Annotated in this window: 16 protein-coding genes, 1 tRNA gene, 1 pseudogene and 1 riboswitch; of the genes and pseudogenes, 5 read left to right on the top strand and 13 right to left on the bottom strand. The window is 62.7% G+C overall.

Annotated elements, in window-relative coordinates:
* Positions 1-44 precede the first annotated feature (44 nt).
* Both NNA36_RS03435 and NNA36_RS03430 read left to right on the top strand, forming a co-directional pair.
* On the top strand, positions 45-1,310 hold the full coding sequence (locus tag NNA36_RS03435; protein WP_255104211.1) for an aspartate aminotransferase family protein: 1,266 nt from the start codon (positions 45-47) through the stop codon (positions 1,308-1,310).
* Positions 1,307-2,266, top strand: a complete 960-nt coding sequence (locus tag NNA36_RS03430; protein WP_255104209.1) for a phosphotransferase — start codon at positions 1,307-1,309, stop codon at positions 2,264-2,266. The genes NNA36_RS03435 and NNA36_RS03430 overlap by 4 nt, the downstream gene beginning before the upstream one ends.
* On the opposite strand, the gene NNA36_RS03425 is transcribed toward NNA36_RS03430, so the two are convergent.
* On the bottom strand, positions 2,263-2,724 hold the full coding sequence (locus tag NNA36_RS03425) for a helix-turn-helix domain-containing protein (protein WP_255104207.1): 462 nt from the start codon (positions 2,722-2,724) through the stop codon (positions 2,263-2,265). The two genes, NNA36_RS03430 and NNA36_RS03425, sit on opposite strands and share 4 nt — an antisense overlap.
* Before the next feature lie 92 nt (positions 2,725-2,816).
* Here NNA36_RS03425 and NNA36_RS03420 point away from each other — a divergent pair, with 92 nt between their 5' ends.
* Positions 2,817-3,704 (top strand): alpha/beta hydrolase, encoded by an 888-nt coding sequence (locus tag NNA36_RS03420; protein ID WP_255104205.1) that lies wholly within the window; start codon positions 2,817-2,819, stop codon positions 3,702-3,704.
* On the opposite strand, the gene pncB is transcribed toward NNA36_RS03420, so the two are convergent.
* The 8 genes from pncB to NNA36_RS03380 all read right to left on the bottom strand — a co-directional run bounded on the left by pncB (position 3,701) and on the right by NNA36_RS03380 (position 12,392).
* Positions 3,701-4,993: a nicotinate phosphoribosyltransferase gene (pncB, locus tag NNA36_RS03415; RefSeq protein ID WP_255104203.1), complete on the bottom strand. Its 1,293-nt coding sequence runs from the start codon at positions 4,991-4,993 to the stop codon at positions 3,701-3,703. The genes NNA36_RS03420 and pncB overlap by 4 nt on opposite strands.
* A gap of 66 nt (positions 4,994-5,059) precedes the next feature.
* Positions 5,060-7,282: an ATP-binding protein gene (locus tag NNA36_RS03410; protein WP_255104201.1), complete on the bottom strand. Its 2,223-nt coding sequence runs from the start codon at positions 7,280-7,282 to the stop codon at positions 5,060-5,062.
* 76 nt (positions 7,283-7,358) lie between these two features.
* On the bottom strand, positions 7,359-7,955 hold the full coding sequence (pncA, locus tag NNA36_RS03405; protein ID WP_255104200.1) for a bifunctional nicotinamidase/pyrazinamidase: 597 nt from the start codon (positions 7,953-7,955) through the stop codon (positions 7,359-7,361).
* 177 nt (positions 7,956-8,132) lie between these two features.
* The gene (locus tag NNA36_RS03400) at positions 8,133-8,927 is read right to left on the bottom strand and encodes a cytochrome c1 (protein ID WP_255104199.1); all 795 of its coding nucleotides are present in this window, start codon (positions 8,925-8,927) and stop codon (positions 8,133-8,135) included.
* 14 nt (positions 8,928-8,941) lie between these two features.
* A complete protein-coding gene (locus tag NNA36_RS03395; RefSeq protein ID WP_255104197.1) occupies positions 8,942-10,255 on the bottom strand; it encodes a cytochrome b N-terminal domain-containing protein in 1,314 nt (437 codons plus the stop codon).
* 12 nt (positions 10,256-10,267) lie between these two features.
* A complete protein-coding gene (petA, locus tag NNA36_RS03390; RefSeq protein ID WP_255104196.1) occupies positions 10,268-10,861 on the bottom strand; it encodes a ubiquinol-cytochrome c reductase iron-sulfur subunit in 594 nt (197 codons plus the stop codon).
* A gap of 299 nt (positions 10,862-11,160) precedes the next feature.
* Positions 11,161-11,766, bottom strand: a complete 606-nt coding sequence (locus NNA36_RS03385) for a glutathione S-transferase (RefSeq protein ID WP_255104194.1) — start codon at positions 11,764-11,766, stop codon at positions 11,161-11,163.
* Positions 11,763-12,392 carry an FMN-binding negative transcriptional regulator gene (locus NNA36_RS03380; RefSeq protein ID WP_255104192.1) on the bottom strand — a complete coding sequence of 210 codons (630 nt, stop codon included), beginning with the start codon at positions 12,390-12,392 and terminating at the stop codon, positions 11,763-11,765. The genes NNA36_RS03385 and NNA36_RS03380 overlap by 4 nt, the downstream gene beginning before the upstream one ends.
* A 59-nt stretch (positions 12,393-12,451) precedes the next feature.
* Positions 12,452-12,602: riboswitch (FMN riboswitch) on the top strand.
* 77 nt (positions 12,603-12,679) lie between these two features.
* Between NNA36_RS03380 and NNA36_RS03375 the strand changes: the two are divergent.
* A pseudogene (locus NNA36_RS03375) lies at positions 12,680-13,123 on the top strand (6,7-dimethyl-8-ribityllumazine synthase); the annotation flags it as partial.
* Positions 13,124-13,192: 69 nt separating this feature from the next.
* Here NNA36_RS03375 and NNA36_RS03370 read toward each other — a convergent pair.
* The 3 genes from NNA36_RS03370 to dapF are packed head-to-tail and all read right to left on the bottom strand — an operon-like array spanning position 13,193 to position 15,923.
* Positions 13,193-13,819 (bottom strand): glutathione S-transferase, encoded by a 627-nt coding sequence (locus NNA36_RS03370; RefSeq protein WP_255104188.1) that lies wholly within the window; start codon positions 13,817-13,819, stop codon positions 13,193-13,195.
* Positions 13,816-15,093 carry a tRNA (N(6)-L-threonylcarbamoyladenosine(37)-C(2))-methylthiotransferase MtaB gene (gene mtaB / locus NNA36_RS03365; RefSeq protein WP_255104185.1) on the bottom strand — a complete coding sequence of 426 codons (1,278 nt, stop codon included), beginning with the start codon at positions 15,091-15,093 and terminating at the stop codon, positions 13,816-13,818. Before mtaB ends, NNA36_RS03370 begins: the two co-directional genes overlap by 4 nt.
* Complete coding sequence (gene dapF / locus NNA36_RS03360; RefSeq protein WP_255104183.1) at positions 15,093-15,923, bottom strand: diaminopimelate epimerase; 831 nt, start codon at positions 15,921-15,923, stop codon at positions 15,093-15,095. The genes mtaB and dapF overlap by 1 nt, the downstream gene beginning before the upstream one ends.
* A 108-nt stretch (positions 15,924-16,031) precedes the next feature.
* On the opposite strand from dapF, the gene NNA36_RS03355 reads away from it, so the two are divergent.
* Positions 16,032-16,107: transfer RNA gene (locus NNA36_RS03355), tRNA-Lys, on the top strand.
* A gap of 105 nt (positions 16,108-16,212) precedes the next feature.
* On the opposite strand, the gene NNA36_RS03350 is transcribed toward NNA36_RS03355, so the two are convergent.
* Positions 16,213-17,514, bottom strand: coding sequence for a calcium-binding protein (locus tag NNA36_RS03350; RefSeq protein WP_255104181.1), 1,302 nt, complete (start codon positions 17,512-17,514; stop codon positions 16,213-16,215).
* Positions 17,515-17,556 lie beyond the last annotated feature (42 nt).

Genomic DNA, 17,556 nt, shown 5'->3' with positions numbered 1-17,556 from the left:
ATCCAATTTGGCAACAAAGGCGGCATGGACGTGAGGGAGTGACCATGACCACCGCATTGGACCGCCGTGCCCGGCTGTTGGGGCCGCAGATGACCACCTTTTACCGCGAACCCGTGCATGTGGCGCGCGGCGAGGGGGCCTATCTCTGGGACAAGGACGGGCGTCAGTATCTTGACTGCTATAACAACGTGCCGCATGTCGGGCATTGTCACCCGCGCGTGGTTGAGGCCATTGCCAGGCAGGCGGCCGAGTTGAACACTCACACGCGCTATGTGCATGACATGATCCTCGACTATGGCGAGGCGCTGACCGCGAAGTTTGGTCACGATCTGGAAAGCATGGTGATGGTCTGTTCCGGATCGGAGGCCAATGACGTGGCCCTGCGTATGGCGCAGGCGATGACGGGCAAGACGGGGATCATCGGCACGGACAACACCTATCACGGCAATACCACGGCTGTTTCGCAGCTGAATTCCTCGAAAGTGCCGGTTGGCGGTTATCAGGATCACGTGCGGCAGGTGCCCGCGCCGGACAATATGGAGCCGGTCGGTGGCAGCCGCGAGGCGCAGGCCGAGGCCTTTGCCAAGGGTGTTGAACAGGCGGTGGCCGAGTTGGAGGCGAATGGGCACGGGGTGTCGGCGCTGATTGTCTGCCCCTATTTCGCCAACGAGGGCTTTCCGACGCTTGAGGCGGGGTTCATGGACCGCGCCATCGAGGTGGTGCGCAAGGCCGGTGGCCTGATCATCGCGGACGAGGTGCAGCCGGGGTTTGGCCGGATCGGCAGCCACTGGTGGGGGCATGACAAGCTGGGCTTCCGTCCGGATATCGTGACGTTGGGCAAGCCGATGGCGAACGGGCATCCGGTGGCGGCCGTGGTGACACGGCATGAAATCCTCGCCTGCTTTCAGGATGCGTTCAAATATTTCAACACCTTCGGCGGCAACCCGGTGAGCGCGGCAGCAGCGATGGCGGTGCTGAACGTGATCGAGGATGAAAAGCTGGTCGAGAACGCGGCGGATGTCGGGGGCTATGCGCTTGGGCTGCTGCAGGAGGTGGCCACGCGCCATGACGTGATCGCGGATGTGCGCGGATCGGGGCTGTTCTTCGGGGCCGAGCTGTGGCGGGACGGCAAACCGGCGACCGATCTGTGCGCGAAGATGGTGGATGAAATGCGCGACCGTGGGGTGCTGCTGCATTCGGTGGGGCGGTATGACAATACGCTCAAGGTGCGCCCGCCCTGTGTGTTCAGCCGCGCCAATGCCGATCACCTTGCCGAGGTGATGGATGCGGCGCTGGGGGCCGTGGCGTGAAGGACGTCGAGGCCCGGGATTTCGCGCGCGCGGCGATGCGGCACTGGGGTGTCGAGGATGAACCGCGCCTGATCAAGAACCGCGAGAATGCGGTGTTCGAAACCCGCACGGCAGAAGGCGCGCGGGCGGCCCTGCGGCTGCATCGTCCGGGTTACCAGAGCGATGACTCGATCCGTTCGGAACTGTGGTGGTCCGAAGCGCTGGTGGCGGCGGGGATGGATGTGCCGGTGCCGGTGCGAACGCTGGCCGACGACGTGCTGGCCGAGGTGCCCGAGGCGGGGCGGATGGCCTCGTTGGTGACGTGGGTGGACGGTGCGCCGATGGGCGAAGGGGATGTGCCGCTTGAGGGGACGCCCGATGCGCAGGCGGCGCTGCATTTCGCGCTGGGCGCAGAGCTGGCGCGGCTGCATCTGGCCAGTGACGCGGCGGATCTGCCGGAGGGGTTCACACGCCCGGTTCTGGACAGGGACGCGCTTGTCGGGGACGATCCGGCGTGGGGGCGGTTCTGGGAGAATGCGTCTCTAACACGGCCTGAAATCGAGATTCTTCAGGCGGCGCGGGCGCGGTTGGCGGAGATCCTGGAGGGGCAGGCCGGGGCGGATTTTGGCCTGATCCACGCCGATGCGCTGCGCGAAAACGTGATGGTGAAAGACGGCGCCGTGCAGCTGATCGACTTTGACGACGGCGTGTTCGGGTTCCGCATGTACGAGCTGGGCGTGGCGATGTCGCAGAACTGGGACCAGCCCAACAAGGATGCGCTGGGCAAGGCGCTGCTGACGGGATACGCCAGCCTGCGCGAATTGCCCGACGGGGCCGAGGCACTGCTGGAAGCCTTTACCGTGATGCGGGGGCTGGCAAGCTGTGGCTGGGTGATCGGGCGCTATGCAGACGACCATCCGGCGACCCGAACCTATGCGGTGCGGGCGGTGGAACTGTGCCGGGGGTGGCTGGGTTAGTCCTTGTCGCCGGTGAACTCGGCCCAGACCGTGGAATAGGCAACTTCCTGACCGGTGTTTTCATCGATCACCTTGGGGGCAAGTGGCGTTCGACCCTCGCGCGAGACCATCGTGTAGGGCGGGGGCTTGTCGCTTGGAATATGCGCGTTTGCCCATGAGATCAGAACCTGCATGACGGGCACGAAATCCTTGGCCGCGGCGGTTGGCCGGTATTCGTAGCGGGTGGGACGTTCCTGATAGGGGCGGCGTTCCACGAGGTCGGCGGCTTCGAGTTTCTTGAGCCTGTCGGCCAGAACGTGCCGCGTGATCCCGAGATCCCCCTGAATCATGTCAAAGCGGCGCATCCCGAGCAGGATGTTGCGCAGGACCAGCAGCGTCCAGCGGTCACCGATGACGGACAGCGCCCGGGCAACGGGGCAGGCTTCTTCTGAGAGATCGTTCCATTTCATGGGTGTCATATAGCACGCATTGACAAGTTCTAAAAGGGAACTCATATTAAGTTCTGTTTTAGAACTGACTAGAGTTTTGCCAGATTGGAAGGATCGGGACGATGACGGATACAAGCCAAGCCTCCCTTGCAGGGCGTGTTAAGCCACGTCGCACCAAGCCTGCGGTTGGGGTGATGGCCCTGCGATTGGGCATGTCGGCCGTGTCACGGATTGCGCCGGATCGGGCGGCGGCGTGGTTGATGACGATTTTCACCACGCCGCGTCGCCACAGGGTGCCTGAGCGCGAGGTTGCATGGATGGCCGGAGCGACCCGCAAGTGGATGGCTTTTGACAGCAAGCGGCGCATACCGGTCTACGAATGGGGCGAAGGGCCAACCGTTCTGTTGGCGCATGGGTTTTCAGGACGGGCGAGCCAGATGGGCGCCTTTGTTGCCCCCTTGGTGGACGCCGGTTTCAGAGTTGTCGCGTTTGACGCCCCCGCGCATGGGCAGGCCGAGGGCAAGCAGACGGCGTTGCCGGAGATGATTGACGCGATTGTCGACGTGGCCGGGGTAGAGGGGCCGTTGGAGGCCATTGTCGGGCATTCGCTGGGTGCGGCGTCAGCGGTGTTTGCCTTGCAGGCCGGTGTGGCGGCGAAAAAGACGGTGTTGATTGCGCCGCCGGACTATCCCGGAACCTATCTCAAGAAAGTGGCGCGGTTTGTCGGGGCGTCGGACCGCGTCGAGGGGCGGGCGCAGGCGCGGATCGAACGGACCTATGGCCGTGCTTTCGAGGATTTGCAGGTGGTGCCCGTGGCGCGTGGGATGGCGCAGGCTGCGTTGGTTCTGCACGATGCAGGGGACAGCCAGGTGCCTTATGCGAGTGGGCGGGGCGTGGCCGAGGCCTGGCCGGATGCGGAACTGGTGACAACCGAAGGATTGGGCCACAACCGCATCCTGCGCGACCCGGAAGTCGCGGCGCGGATCGTGGCCTTTCTGACCCGGGATTAGACGATCACGTCCATTTCCTGCTGTTCGCCCACGCCGAAGACGCGCTTGTAGCGGTCGATCTGGTCGGTGGGGCCCATTGCCTTGTTGGGGTTGTCCGACAGTTTGACCGTTGGGGAGCCATTCGCCGCAACCGCCTTGCAGACCAGCGAGAAGGGCGCGAGTGCGTCGCCGGGGGTGAGGCCGCGGAAATCGTTGGTCAGCAGAGTGCCCCAGCCAAAGGAGATCTTGGCGCGGCCCACGAATTGCTCGTGCAACTCGATGATCTTGGTTTCATCGAGGCCGTCGGAGAAGATGATCAGCTTGTCTCGCGGGTCTTCGCCACGTTCTTTCCACCAGCGGATCGCGGTTTCGGCGCCAGCGGCAGGGTCACCCGAGTCGATGCGGATGCCGGTCCAGCCTGCAAGCCAGTCGGGCGCGCGTTTCAGGAAGCCTTCGGTGCCGTAGGTGTCGGGCAGGATGATACGCAGGTTGCCCTCGTGTTCCTCGTGCCAGTCGGCCAGCACCTGATAGGGGGCCTGGGCCAGCGTGGCATCGTCCTGCGCGAGTGCGGAATAGACCATGGGCAGTTCGTGGGCGTTGGTGCCGATGGCCTCGAGATCGCGCTTCATGGCGATCAGGCAGTTCGAGGTGCCGACGAACTTGTGGCCCAGCCCTTCGGTCATGGCCTGAACGCACCAGTCCTGCCAGAGATAGGAGTGGCGGCGGCGGGTGCCGAAGTCGGCAATGCGCAGCCCGTCGACGCGGCGCAGCTGTTCGATCTTTTCCCAGAGCTTGGTCATGGCGCGGGCATAGAGCACCTGAAGTTCGAATTTGCGCATGTCGTGCAGCACGGCGCGGCCGCGCAGTTCCATCAGGACCGCCAGGGCCGGGATTTCCCAGAGCATGACCTCGTGCCATTTGCCTTCGAAGGTGAGCTCGTACTGGCCGTCACGCTTTTCGAGGTGGTAATCGGGCAGGCGCAGGTTCTCGAACCAGTGCATGAAGTCGGGGCGGAACATCTGGCGTTTGCCATAGAAGGTGTTGCCGCGCAGGAAGGTGCTTTCACCGCGGGTGAGCGAGAGGGAGCGGATGTGATCGAGTTGTTCGCGCAGTTCGCCTTCGTCGATCAGTTCCGCCAGCCGTACGCTGTCGGAGCGGTTGATGAGCGAGAAGGTGACCGTGGCATTCGGCTTGTTGCGGAAGACCGACTGGCACATCAGGAGCTTGTAGAAGTCGTTGTCGATCAGCGAGCGCACGATCGGGTCGATCTTCCATTTGTGGTTCCAGACGCGGGTGGCGATATCGACCATGATCTGCGGCCCCAAGTTTTGTTTCGGAGATTTTGATACCCAATTCCCCGGAGAGGGCCAAGGCCCTTAATCCGCAGCGTCAGTTTCCGGTAAGAGGCGGGTCAGGAGGTCGGCCTTGCGCACGGGTTTTGACAGGAAGTCGTCCATGCCCGCCGAGAGACAGGCCTCGCGGTCGGTGTCGAAGGCGTTGGCCGTGAGGGCGATGATACGGGGCTGGGGCAGGGTGAGGGCGCGGATTTCCTTGGTGGCCTGAAGCCCGTCGATTTCGGGCATGGACATGTCCATGAGTACCACGTCGGGGCGGTAGGATTTGGTCTTGTCGACAGCCTGACGCCCGTCATGGGCGGTGATCAGGCTGATGGGGTAGTCCTGCAGCAGCTTGCGGATCACAAGTCTGTTGGTCTGGTTGTCCTCGGCCAGAAGGACGGTGAGGCCGGTGAACTGTTCCGGTGCGGGCAGGCGGGCGCTTTGCGGGATGCGGGTGGCCTTGTCGGCGGTGCCCATGCGCAGGGTGATGGTAAAGCACGAGCCCTTGCCCGGGGTGCTGGTGACCCGGATGCTGCCCTGCATCTTTTCGATCAGCAGTTTCGAGATGGCGAGGCCTAGGCCGGTGCCGCCGTATTTGCGGGTCGCGGCGGATTCGGACTGGGCGAACTGTTCGAAGATATGTTCGAGTTGGTCCTGCGCGATGCCAAGGCCGGTGTCGGTGACGCGGATGTTCAGGTGTTGCTGGCCCGCGATTTCGGTGGCGGCGATCACAACCGAAACGCCGCCTGTCTCGGTGAACTTGACGGCGTTGCCGATGATGTTGACGAGGATCTGGCGGAAGCGCCCCTCGTCGCCGATCACGAACTCGGGCAGGATGCCGTCGGGGGTGTACTCAAGGCTGAGGCCCTTCTGGCGGGCCTGCGGTTCCAGCAGGCGGATGATGCCGATCATGCAGTCGTGCAGGCGGAAGGGGACGGGGTGCATTGTCAGCTTGCCCGCGTTCAGCTTGGAGAAGTCGAGCACGTCGTTGATGATGGTCAGAAGCGCGTCGGCGGATTGCTTGATGGTATCGACGTAGAGTTGGTTTTCCTGTGACAGGCCCGCTTCGGAGAGCAGGTCGGCCATCCCGACGATGCCGTTCATCGGGGTGCGGATTTCGTGGCTCATGTTGGCAAGGAAGTCGCTCTTGGCCTGCTCGGCCTGTTCCGCGGCCTGCTTCGCGGCGTCCAGTTCGTCCTCGTATGCCTTGGCTTCGGTGATGTCGCGTTCAATAGCGATGACCATGTCCACCTCGCCCGCGTCGTTGAAGACGGGGGTGAGGTTGGTTTCGATCCAGATGCGGCGGCCATCCTTGGTATAGTTGATGATCTCGGCACGGAAGGGGCGCTGTTCGGCGATGGCGCGGGCGATGTCGTCGCTGACGTCCAGATCGGTGTCCGGTCCGTTCAGGAGATCGGCGGGCTGGCGTCCGATCGCTTCTTCCGCGGGGTAGCCTGTGATACGGGTAAAGGAGTCGTTGACCCAGAGGATTGTCCCGTCAATGTCGGAGACCAGAACGCTGTCGGTGGCGCGTTCGGCGACAAGGGCAAGTTGCCGGAGCCTGTCCTGCTGTTCGTTGAGGGAGGCGTGGGCCTTGGCGATCTGGAGGCTTTGGGCAAGCAGGCTGCGGCTGTTCCTGAAGTGCCGCCGACGACCTGCGACGGCGTAGGAAATGAAGGCACCGACCATGTAGGTCATCATCATCGCGGCGAGCAGGTTGAAGAAGAAATCCTTGTTCACGCCGTGATCGTCAAAGAGGTGGATGGCGAAAAGCACCGGGCAGGTCAGACCGTAGACCAGCAGTTTGCCAATGGCGGCATGGCGGTGGAACGGCAGGATGATACCGCCGTTGATCGCCGCGCCGGTCAGGTAGGCCATGCAAAAGAAGGTGCTGGCGTGATCTTCGCTTGAGACCCATGCAAGGGCAACACAGGCGGCGATGGTCAGGGCCTGAAACATCCCGGATACCGTGGTCAGCCGTTGGACCCGGGTAAAGCTGGCCCCCTTGGCGAACATGGCAGGGACGCGTCGCAGCAAAAGCACATCCAGCACTTCGCCGACCAGGGCGATGCAAAGCGCGATCAGGCCGATCTCGAAAGAGACAAGCAGGCCGAGCGTCAGGGCGCCGGAAAGCGTGACGACCTGGCGACCGGGAAAATGGCGGACACGACCAGCGGCATAGCGCTTCAGCAGCCCTTCCGGGCTGTGCTCGGCATCGAACTCCGCCTGCCGGCGTTCAATGTCGCGAATCTCGTCGCTCATTCCGGTCTCGCTTTGAATTCAAGGTTCCTCACCCTAGCGTAAGAGCACGAAATATGGGTGAAAATTTCACCCCTGATCAGAGAATTCTGACGCCCGCGTCTTTCATGCCGGTGAGGGATGCGGTGAGCGAGCCGTCGAGGTCAATGGCGCGGCAGAGGTCGCTGCGGACGGTGACGTCAAAGCCAAGACGGGCGGCATCCTGCGCCGAGAAGGCCACGCAGAAATCGGTGGCGAGGCCCACAAGCGTGAGGGCGGTGATGCCACGGGTGTTCAAATAGCCTTCAAGGCCGGTGGGAGTGGTCTGGTCGTTCTCAAAGAAGGCCGAGTAGCTGTCGATGGCGGGGTTGTAGCCCTTGCGGATGATCAGATCGGCGCGGGTGGTGTCGAGATCGGCGTGAAAGGCGGCACCTTCGCTGCCCTGAACGCAGTGGTTGGGCCAGAGCACCTGTGGGCCGTAGGGCATCTCGGTCATGTCGAAGGGGGCCTTGCCCGCGTGCGAGGTGGCAAAGGAGGAGTGGCCGTTGGGGTGCCAGTCCTGGGTCAGGATCACGGCGTCGAAATCCTGCATCAGGGCGTTGATGCCGGGCACGATCAGGTCGCCTTCGGGCACGGCCAGCGCACCACCGGGGCAGAAATCGTTTTGCACGTCGATCACGATCAGGGCGTTGGACATCGGAAGCTCCTTGAAATGCTGCTCAGGGATAGCGCGGGGGGCATACATTTTTCTAGAAAAATGTGCGCGTGGGAAAACCTTCGAGAAGGTTTTCCGGGGGAGGTGCGGTGTGTTCAGGCAAAGAAAAACCCGCCGGGGAGAGACCGGCGGGTTTTCCTGTTTCGGGTGAAGTGCGGCTTAGCCGGTGAACTTCTTGCCTTTGACCGGCGCCCAGAGCTTCTTGTTCGTCAGGAACAGGAGCGAAGCCAGGACAACCATCATCAGAACGCCAACAAAGCCAGCCTGTTTGCGTGCCATCATCTTGGGCTCGGCGGCCCACATCAGGAAGGCAGACACGTCTTCGGCTTCGTGGTGCAGCTCGTTCGAGTGACCATCGGCAAATTCCACGTCCTCACCGTAGAGCGGCGGGGCCATGGCGATCCAGCCACCCGGGAAGGCGGTGTTTTCGTAGAAGGTGGTGCCCGCTTCTTCTTTTTCCTCGCCGGTGTAACCGGTCAGGATCGAGACGATGTACTCGGGGCCACCCATGCCTTTGAACAGCTGGTTCATGCCGGTGCCGGCCGGACCGTGGAAGCCTGCGCGTGCCTTGGCCATCAGGCTGAGGTCAGGCGCGTTCGGATCACCACCTTCCGGGAAGTGATCGGTCGGGCGTGCGGGACGGAAATCATCCAGCTCGGCGTCGAACACCTCGAAGTTCTGTTCGGCGTAGGCACGAACCTGATCTTCCGGCAGGTGCGGACCACCTTCGTCGGCCAGTGTGCGCAGCGGCACGTAGCGCATGCCGTGACATGCGGCGCAGACTTCGGTGTACACCTGAAGACCGCGTTGCAGCTGGTTCTGGTCGAACTTGCCAAAGGGGCCTTCGAAGGAGAAGTCGACGTCATGGACGTGACCTGCGCCACCGGCGGCCGATGCGGCGCCTGCCGAGAGGGACAGGGCAGCGATTGCAGCGATGCTAAGTTTCTTAAGCATTATCCTGTTTCCTCTTATTCAGCAGGTTTGCCGTAGTGGTTGTTGAAGTCTTCCTCGATGGTGGCCGGCGGAGTCGTCGGCTTTTCGATCACACCGAGGATCGGCAGGATCACGAGGAAGTAGCCAAACCAGTAAGTTGCACCGATCAGCGAGAGAGTCGCATAGGGCTCTTCCGCGGGCATGGCACCGAGCCACATCAGGAAGATGAAGTCGATGACGAGGATCAGGAACCACCATTTGAACTGGGGACGGAAACGGCCCGAGCGCACGCGGCTGGTGTCGAGCCACGGCACGATCGCCATGACTGCGATGGCGCCGAACATGGCCAGAACGCCCACGAATTTCGCGTCAACGATGCCACCGGTGATCCAGCTCAGGAACTGAACCAGCCAGACTTCGGAGGTGAAGGCACGCAGGATCGCGTAGAACGGCAGGAAGTACCATTCCGGAACGATGTGTGCGGGCGTTACCAGCGGGTTGGCTTCGATGTAGTTGTCGGGGTGACCGAAGTAGTTCGGCATGAAGCCAACAACGGCGAAGAAGAACACCAGAACGATGGCCAGGCCAACAAGGTCCTTGACCACGAAGTAGGGCCAGAAGGGCAGGGTGTCTTTCGCAGCTTCTTCTTTCGAACCACGGCGGACTTCAACACCGGTCGGGTTGTTGTTGCCGGTGGTGTGGAAGGCCCAGATGTGAACGATCACAAGCGCGGCGATCACGAAGGGCAGCAGGTAGTGCAGCGAGAAGAAGCGGTTCAGGGTGTAGTTGTCCACTGCCGGGCCGCCGAGCAGCCAGGTCTGGATCGGTTCACCGATGAACGGGATCGCGCCGAACAGGCCGGTGATCACGGTTGCGCCCCAGAAGGACATCTGACCCCAGGGCAGAACGTAGCCCATGAAGCCGGTGCCCATCATCAGCAGGAAGATCAGCATGCCGATGATCCAGGTGATTTCGCGGGGCGCCTTGTAGGAACCGTAGTACAGGCCGCGGAACATGTGGATGTAGACCGCGAAGAAGAACAGCGACGCGCCGTTCATGTGGATATAGCGGATCATGTGACCGCCGTTCACGTCACGCATGATGTGTTCGACCGACGCGAATGCGTGATCAACATGCGGGGTGTAGTGCATCACCATGACAACGCCGGTGGCGATCATAAGCGCCAGGCAGAAGGCAAGGACGATGCCCCAGATCCACCACCAGTTCAGGTTCTTGGGGGTGGGGATCATGATGGTGTCGTAGATCAGGCCAACGACGGGAAGACGCTTGTGCAGCCACTTCTCGGCGCCGGACTTCGGCTCGTAGTGATCGTGGGGGATGCCGGACATCTGGGTACTCCCTTAACCGAGTTTGATGGTGCTGTTGTCGACCCATTCCGCCGGCGGAACAGGAAGGTTTTCAGGCGCGGGGCCTTTGCGGATACGGCCGGACAGGTCGTAGTGCGAGCCGTGGCAGGGGCAGAACCAGCCGCCGAATTCACCCGCGTCACCGAGCGGAACGCAACCGAGGTGCGTACATACGCCCATCTGGACGATCCAGGCCTGCGGTGCTTCGCCTTCCGGCGAGGGCATGGTGCGGTTGGCGTCGGAGGCCGGTGCCGCTTCGTCACCCAGGTTCACGTTGCGCGCAAACGGGTCGATGACCGAAACGCCAGCTTCGAACTCGGCGTCCTGTGCTGCGGCTTCCTGGATTTCCGCGCCGGTGCGGTGGCGGATGAAGACCGGTTTGCCGAGCCATTTGACGGTCAGCTGCGTGCCGGGCTCAACGCCCGAAACGTCAACACGGATCGAGGCCAGTGCTCGAACATCTGCCGAGGGGTTCATTTGATCGACCAGAGGCCAGACGGCTGCACCTGCGGTCACTGCACCTGCGCCAGCGGTGGCGTAGTAGAGGAAGTCTCTGCGGGTGCCTTCGTGATCTTCTGCGTGGGACACGAGGTTCTCTCCATTTTTCAGCCGAATATCCGGCCAATATCGTTGGGGCCGCGCGTGGCGCAGCCTCTCCACGCCGCTATTTAGCCGAGGTGTTGCAACCCGTCCAGCGATGTTTCGCTTATATGAAGGCCTCGCGTCCCTCTGTCGCGCCAAATCCCCATATGCGTGATTTTCGATGTATTTCCGCAGGTTTTGGGCGATTCCGGAGGTGGACAAACAGTCCTTTGCAGGGGTGGGAAGGGCAAAGCTGTCCTTCCCGGGGCGCATGACGTGGCACGCGCTTTGAAAAGCGGGGCGACTCAGTCGTGCGGCATGGTGGCCTTCATGCTGTCGCGCCCGGAGAATTCGGCGTGCCATGCAGCGAGCGAGTCGTTGTCGGCGCGCCAGTTCCGGCCGTCGTGGCGGAAATCGAGATAGTCGAGCGCACAGCCCACGGCGATCTGGCCCATGTCGAGCGGGCCGGCAAGGTGGCTCATCCAGCGGGCGTTGAGAACGGCAAGGGCGCGGGCGATCTTGTCCCATTGCGCTTCGAGCCACTCGGCCGAGCGTTTTTCCTCGGGGCGCAGCGCCTCTTCGTAGCGCATCAGGACCGCGGCCTCCATGATTCCGTCGGCGGTGGCCTCGATGGTCAGCACGTCCCAGAGCGAGGACTGCGGGTAGAGCGGGTTGCCGGCGCGGGCATCGAGGAAGCGACAGATCACGCGGCTGTCGTAGATCGCGGGGCCGTCGGGGCGGATCAGGGCCGGGATCTTGCCGATGGGATTGGCGGTGAAAACCTCGTCGGGGGTGGTGAGCGGGGTGGTTTTCACCGTGATCAGCTCGACATCGTCCTGTTGTCCGGTTTCCAGCAGCAGAACGTGGACCTTGCGCACGAAAGGCGAGGCGCTGGCATAGGTGAGTTTCATGGGGTGTCTCCTGTTGCGGCGTGCATGAGATCGGCCAGAAGATCGGTCTGGGCGCCGATTCCGTCACTGGCCACGTGGTTGGCGGCGCCCTGGCGGGCGGCATCGGGTTTGTTCTGGTTCAATTTCCAGGTGCCCTGGATGTCGGTGATGGTCAGCCGGAAGGGGCGGATCATGCGCAACATGCGGGCCAGGGCCTCGTCCTGCATCTTGTCCATGGTCCAGACCGGTTTCGGGGCCAGCCGGGTTTCGAAGAAGGTGGAAAGCCGCTCAAGCAGCGGCGGCAGGTCCGTATCGGGCAGGGGCGCGAGGGTGCCGGTCAGGTGGACGGCGACATAGTTCCAGGTCGGGACCTGATCATCGAGGGCGTACCAGTCGGGCGAGATATAGCTGTCGGGGCCGGTCACCGCGAGGGTGGCGGGCTGCGGGTCTTTCAGGCTGCGCGAGATCGGGTTGGACCGCACGAGGTGCAGGTCGGCGTGGCTGCCGTCTTCGGCAAGCAGGAACGGCACATGCGAGAGCATCGGGGTCTCTGCGCCGTTCAGCGCCAGGGTGCCGAAGGCGCGGTCGCGGGCGAAGGCGATGTTGGTGTCGGCGGGCGTGCCGCGAAAAGCGGGATTCGGGTGCATTTGGGCTCCTGTTGGTCGCGAATGGATGTTGCAGGGGGGCGATGATCTTGGCAAGGTCGCCGTGTTCTCAGGGCGGGGTGAAATTCCCCACCGGCGGTGAGCGGGTGAACGCCTGCAAGCCCGCGAGCGGCTTTGGCCTGTGCCAAAGTGTCAGCAGATCTGGTGCGATTCCAGAGCCGACGGTGATAGTCCGGATGGAAGAGAACGTGCGGATGGGACGCCCCTTGGGGTGGACCCTGTTCGTTCGTGATCGCCTTGGGTGACGTGTCTGTACCAAAAGGAGATCCGATATGACACACACCCGTTTCGCATTCATCAAGGCCCAGTGGCACGCCGATATCGTGGATCGTGCGCTGGAAGGTTTCTGCGAGATCATCCCCGATGCGCAGGTGGACGTGTTCGACGTGCCCGGCGCCTTCGAGATGCCGCTGTTGGCGCGTGACCTTGCCGAGAGTGGGCGTTATGGCGCGGTGGCCTGTGCCGCTTTCGTGGTGGATGGGGGCATCTACCGGCATGACTTTGTCGCGCAGGCCGTGGTGGACGGGTTGATGCGGGCCGGACTGGATACCGGCGTGCCGGTGCTCTCGGTCAGCCTGACGCCGCACCAGTACCAGGAGACCGAGCATCACAACGCGATCTACCGCGCCCATTTTGTCGAGAAGGGCCGCGAGGCTGCGCGGGCGGCACTTGGGGTGCTGGCGGCACGGGCCAAGGTGGCAAAGGCCGCGTGAGGGTATCAGGGGCGGATGATCCCGCCCCTGTTCCGCCTCCGGCGGGAGTATTTGGGGTGCATTGAAGCCCTAGGGAAACAGGGTCGGGGCGTCGCCCGCTTCCCATTTCGGATATTTCGTCATGATCGAGGTAAAGCGGGGCGAGGCGATGAAGCCTTCGAGCCAGGCGTGCAGGTGGGGCCAGTCCTGTGCGTCGAACCAGGGTTTGTCGGTGAAGGCGAACTGGCGCACGAAAGGCAGGATGGCGAGATCGGCGAGGCGTGGGCCTGTGCCGAAGAGCCAGGGTTGGCCGTTCAGTTGGGCGTTGAGGGCCAGAAGATGCCGTGAGGCAGTGGCGCGTTCGGCCTCGCGGTCGGAGTCATAGCGGGTGTGGTACTTGTAGCGGTCGAGCGCGGTTTTGAACGGGCCGTCGGTGGTGGCGATCAGGTCATGGCCGGAGACGGGCATGTCCATCAGGCCTTCGGGATCGTTTTGCGCCAGCGCCCAGTGCATGATGTCGAGGCTTTCGTCGATCACCGTGGTGTCGGTTTGCAGGCAGGGGACGGTGGCGCTGGGTGATGTTGCCAGAAATGCGGGGGCCTTGTCGCGCAGCAGGATTTCCCGCAGCTCTACGGTGATTCCGGCGCTGGCCAGGCCAAGGCGGGCGCGCATGGCATAGGGGCAGCGGCGGAAGCTGTAGAGGATTGGGCGCGTCATGCCAGCAGCTGGCCGTTGCGGATGCCGGAAATCGGCGCGGTGACGATGGCGCCTTCGGTCTGCGGCGTGTCGAAATGCACTTCGGTGAACTGTTCGGTGCGTCCCATGTGCGGGTTTTCCATCAGGATGTGATGGGTTTTGCCCATTTGCGCGGCGAGGTGTTTTGCAACCTGTGCGTCACCGGCGGCGCGAAGGCGGGCAGCGCGATCCTTGATCACGTTGCCGTTGACCTGGTTGGGGATCTTGGCGGCGGGGGTGCCTTCGCGTTTGGAATAGGGGAAGACGTGCAGCCATGTCAGATCGCAGTCAGTAACCAGCTTGAGCGAGTTTTCGAAATGCGCATCGGTTTCCGTGGGGAAGCCGGCGATGATGTCGGCGCCGAAGGTCATGTCGGGGCGCAGGCGGCGGGCCTCTTCGCAGAAGGCGATGGCATCGTCGCGCAGGTGGCGGCGGGCCATGCGCTTGAGGATCAGGTCGTCGCCGTGTTGCAGCGACAGGTGCAGGTGCGGCATCAGGCGGTGTTCGGTCGCGATGGCCAGCATCAGCGCGTCGTCGGCCTCGATAGAATCGATCGAGGAGATGCGCAGGCGGCGCAGGTCGGGCACGAGGCGCAGGATGCGCATAACCAGATCCCCGAGACGCGGGGTCATCGGCAGGTCTGCGCCCCAGGAGGTGAGATCGACACCGGTGAGCACGACCTCGTTGAAGCCCTTGTCGACGAGGCGTTTGATCTGATCGACCACGACGCCTGCGGGCACGGAGCGCGAGTTGCCGCGACCGTAGGGGATGATGCAGAAGGTGCAGCGGTGATCGCAGCCGTTCTGGACCTGCACATAGGCGCGGCTACGGGTGCCGAAACCGTCGATCAGGTGGCCTGCGGTTTCGGTGACGGACATGATGTCATCAACCTGCACCTTTTCGGTGTCGCCGATGAAATCGGGGCCGCGGGCGATGTCGTGCCATGTTTCGGGCTGCATCTTTTCCGTGTTGCCGATCACGCGGGTGACCTCGTCCATCCGGGCGAAGGTCTCGGGTTCGGTCTGGGCCGCGCAGCCGGTGACGATGATATTGGCGTCGGGGTTTTCGCGGCGCAGGCGGCGGATTTCCTGACGGGCCTTCCGCACGGCCTCTGCGGTGACGGCGCAGGTGTTGACGATGACGGCGTTGTCCAGCCCTGCCTCTTGCGACATGGCTTTCATCGCCTCGGTTTCATAGGCGTTGAGGCGGCAGCCAAGCGTGGTGAACTTGGGCGGGGTTTTCAACGTGTCAGCCATCAGACGGAGTCCAGGAAGTCCTTGGTGAATTCACCGGAAAAGACGTGGGTGGTGCCGCCGGTCATCCAGACGCCATCCTCGGCCCAGTTGATCCAGAGGCTGCCACCGTCGAGATCGATCTGGACCTTGCGCCCGGTGAGGCCACGACGGGCGGCGGCCACGGCGGTGGCGCAGGACGACGAACCGGAGGCCAGCGTGATGCCGACGCCGCGTTCCCAGACGCGCATGCGGATGTGGTCGGGGCCGATGATCTGGGCAACCTGCACGTTGGTGCGCTCGGGGTAGAGCGGGTGGTGTTCGTGCGCGGCGCCAAAGGCGGCGAGGTCGACCGATTCGGCGTCTTCGACAAAGAAGGTGCAATGCGGGTTGCCCATGCCGGTGGCCGTGGGCGAGCCGTCGATGGGCAGCTCGAGCGTGTCCATCTCTTCGGCCAGCGGCACCTCGTGCCAGTCCAGCTGGGGATGACCCATGTTGACCGAGGTCAGCCCGTCACCGGCATCGCGCGCCATCAGCAGGCCGCGGTCGGTTGTCAGGCGCAGGGTGGTCAGGCCCGATTCGTCCATCAATTTCCGTGCGATACAGCGCGTAGCGTTGCCACAGGCGGCGGAAAGCGAGCCGTCGCTGTTGTAGAAGGTGAGGTGCGCGTCATGGGTGCCTTTGGAGATCACCGCAAGCTGATCAAAACCGACGCCGCGATGGCGGTCTGCAATGGCTTCGACGAGCGCAGGCGGGAGGGGGATGTCACGCGTGCGTGCATCCACAACAACGAAATCGTTGCCAAGCCCATGCATCTTTTCGAAGGGCAGACCTTTGTTTTTATGAGCGATCATGGGCGCCATATACGCCTCTTGAGAAAAGGTTTCCAGCCATGTGCATTTTTTATGAAGAATCGACTTGACCCCCCCCGCGCACAACACTAGAACCCGCCCTCACAGAGTGGGCCGTTAGCTCAGTTGGTAGAGCAACTGACTTTTAATCAGTGGGTCGTAGGTTCGAATCCTACACGGCTCACCACTTCTTCCAAATTGGAAATGTTGGTGAAATGCAGGGCGGATGCCTTGCCTCTCTGTCGCGCGCAAGCGCGTCGACGCACCGGGGAGGTGCGCCGCGCTGATGTTCTCAGAAAATGAAATCCGAGCCCGAAAAGTTCCCGATCAGGGTATTTTCGATGATCACGCTGCCGGAACCACCGAGGGCGTCGAGGTCGAGCACCACGTCTCCTCCGGCTGATTGGAGGGCGAGGGCGGTCGAGATGTCCGAGAAGCCGCTGAGGCCGTAGGCGGAGAGGTTGATCTTGTCCGATCCGTCGACGAAGTCGGTGATCACGTCATTGCCCGCGTCGCGCTTGAAGACAAAGCGGTCTGCACCGCCGCCGCCGGTCAGGGTGTCGTCGCCACGGCCGCCGTTCAGCGTATCGTTGCCGCCACCGCCAAGCAGCGTATCATCGCCGAGGTTGCCAAGCAGGGTGTCCTTGCCGCTGCCGCCGTTCAAGTAGTCGTCGTCGCTGCCGCCCCAGATCTTGTCATTGCCATTGTCACCACGCAGATCGTCGTCGCCGCCTGCACCGCGCAGGGTGTCATTGCCTGCCCCGCCAAGCATCGTATCGGCCTGGCTGGCGCCGATCAGCTTGTCATTGCCGGCTTCGCCCTCGATGTCGCCGTCAACAAAGCCGTCGCGGCGACCGCGATAGGTATCGTTGTCGTTGCCCATCTCCACGTCGCCGACGATGATGCCGCTGTTGACGACGAGGTCGTTACCCTGCTTGAGCAGGATGCGGCCGTGGATGTCACCGTGGTTGAAGACCGAGACATCGGTGGCCCAGGCCGTGGTGCCCGCACCGTCGATTGTATAGGTCGAGGATCTGTCTTCGATGGCGACGGCGGAGAGTTCCCCATAGTAGGAGTAGCTGACACCGCTCATGGAGCCGAAGTTGGTGACGGATGCCTTGTGGTTTTCGGTAGGGGCCGTTGTGACCTCTGAGTCGATGTAGAAGACCAAGGCGGCATTATAGTAGTAGTAGCCCTGACCGTGTCCTGTCATCGTGCCGTGATTGATGATCTGGGATTGCGCGCCACCGATCCATGCCCCGATTGTGCCCGATATCTCACCGGAGTTGGTCACCAAAGAGTGGTAGCCCGCGAGCACGAGAGCGGCATAATCGCCATAGTTGGAGTTCGTCAGTTTGCCGGTTTGTCCGACAAGAACGGAGCTGTAGTTGCCTTGCAGGCTCACGGCATTGCTCGTGCTCCAGACCGTGCCATGAACATTGACGTTCTGGTAGCCCGCATCGCCGATCACCGTGATGCCGCTGTCGTTGGCGATGGTGACATCCGTGTCAACAAACGTACGGGCGCTACCGTCCGTGCTCATGTCAAAGCTGGCCGAGCCGATGCTGTCGGCAAAGAAATGGAAATGGGGCATGGGTTCCTCCGATCAAATTGGGTCTTTAAAGGGCCGGCGCGG

The sequence above is a fragment of the Shimia sp. CNT1-13L.2 genome (assembly GCF_024331145.1).
Classification (GTDB): domain Bacteria; phylum Pseudomonadota; class Alphaproteobacteria; order Rhodobacterales; family Rhodobacteraceae; genus Shimia.
The sequence above is the reverse complement of the archived record's forward strand: the minus strand, read 5'-3'. Positions and strand labels throughout refer to the sequence as shown.

Bases quoted from the DNA above. Each gene is read 5' to 3' on its own strand.
- NNA36_RS03350 (WP_255104181.1), bottom strand. From the start codon at position 17,514: ATGCCCCATTTCCATTTCTTTGCCGACAGCATCGGCTCGGCCAGCTTT.
- NNA36_RS03395 (WP_255104197.1), bottom strand. From the start codon at position 10,255: ATGTCCGGCATCCCCCACGATCACTACGAGCCGAAGTCCGGCGCCGAG.
- NNA36_RS03420 (WP_255104205.1), top strand. From the start codon at position 2,817: ATGACGGATACAAGCCAAGCCTCCCTTGCAGGGCGTGTTAAGCCACGT.
- NNA36_RS03425 (WP_255104207.1), bottom strand. From the start codon at position 2,724: ATGACACCCATGAAATGGAACGATCTCTCAGAAGAAGCCTGCCCCGTT.
- NNA36_RS03385 (WP_255104194.1), bottom strand. From the start codon at position 11,766: ATGAAACTCACCTATGCCAGCGCCTCGCCTTTCGTGCGCAAGGTCCAC.
- NNA36_RS03435 (WP_255104211.1), top strand. From the start codon at position 45: ATGACCACCGCATTGGACCGCCGTGCCCGGCTGTTGGGGCCGCAGATG.
- NNA36_RS03380 (WP_255104192.1), bottom strand. From the start codon at position 12,392: ATGCACCCGAATCCCGCTTTTCGCGGCACGCCCGCCGACACCAACATC.
- dapF (WP_255104183.1), bottom strand. From the start codon at position 15,923: ATGATCGCTCATAAAAACAAAGGTCTGCCCTTCGAAAAGATGCATGGG.
- NNA36_RS03400 (WP_255104199.1), bottom strand. From the start codon at position 8,927: ATGCTTAAGAAACTTAGCATCGCTGCAATCGCTGCCCTGTCCCTCTCG.
- pncA (WP_255104200.1), bottom strand. From the start codon at position 7,955: ATGTCCAACGCCCTGATCGTGATCGACGTGCAAAACGATTTCTGCCCC.
- pncB (WP_255104203.1), bottom strand. From the start codon at position 4,993: ATGGTCGATATCGCCACCCGCGTCTGGAACCACAAATGGAAGATCGAC.
- mtaB (WP_255104185.1), bottom strand. From the start codon at position 15,093: ATGGCTGACACGTTGAAAACCCCGCCCAAGTTCACCACGCTTGGCTGC.
- NNA36_RS03370 (WP_255104188.1), bottom strand. From the start codon at position 13,819: ATGACGCGCCCAATCCTCTACAGCTTCCGCCGCTGCCCCTATGCCATG.
- NNA36_RS03410 (WP_255104201.1), bottom strand. From the start codon at position 7,282: ATGAGCGACGAGATTCGCGACATTGAACGCCGGCAGGCGGAGTTCGAT.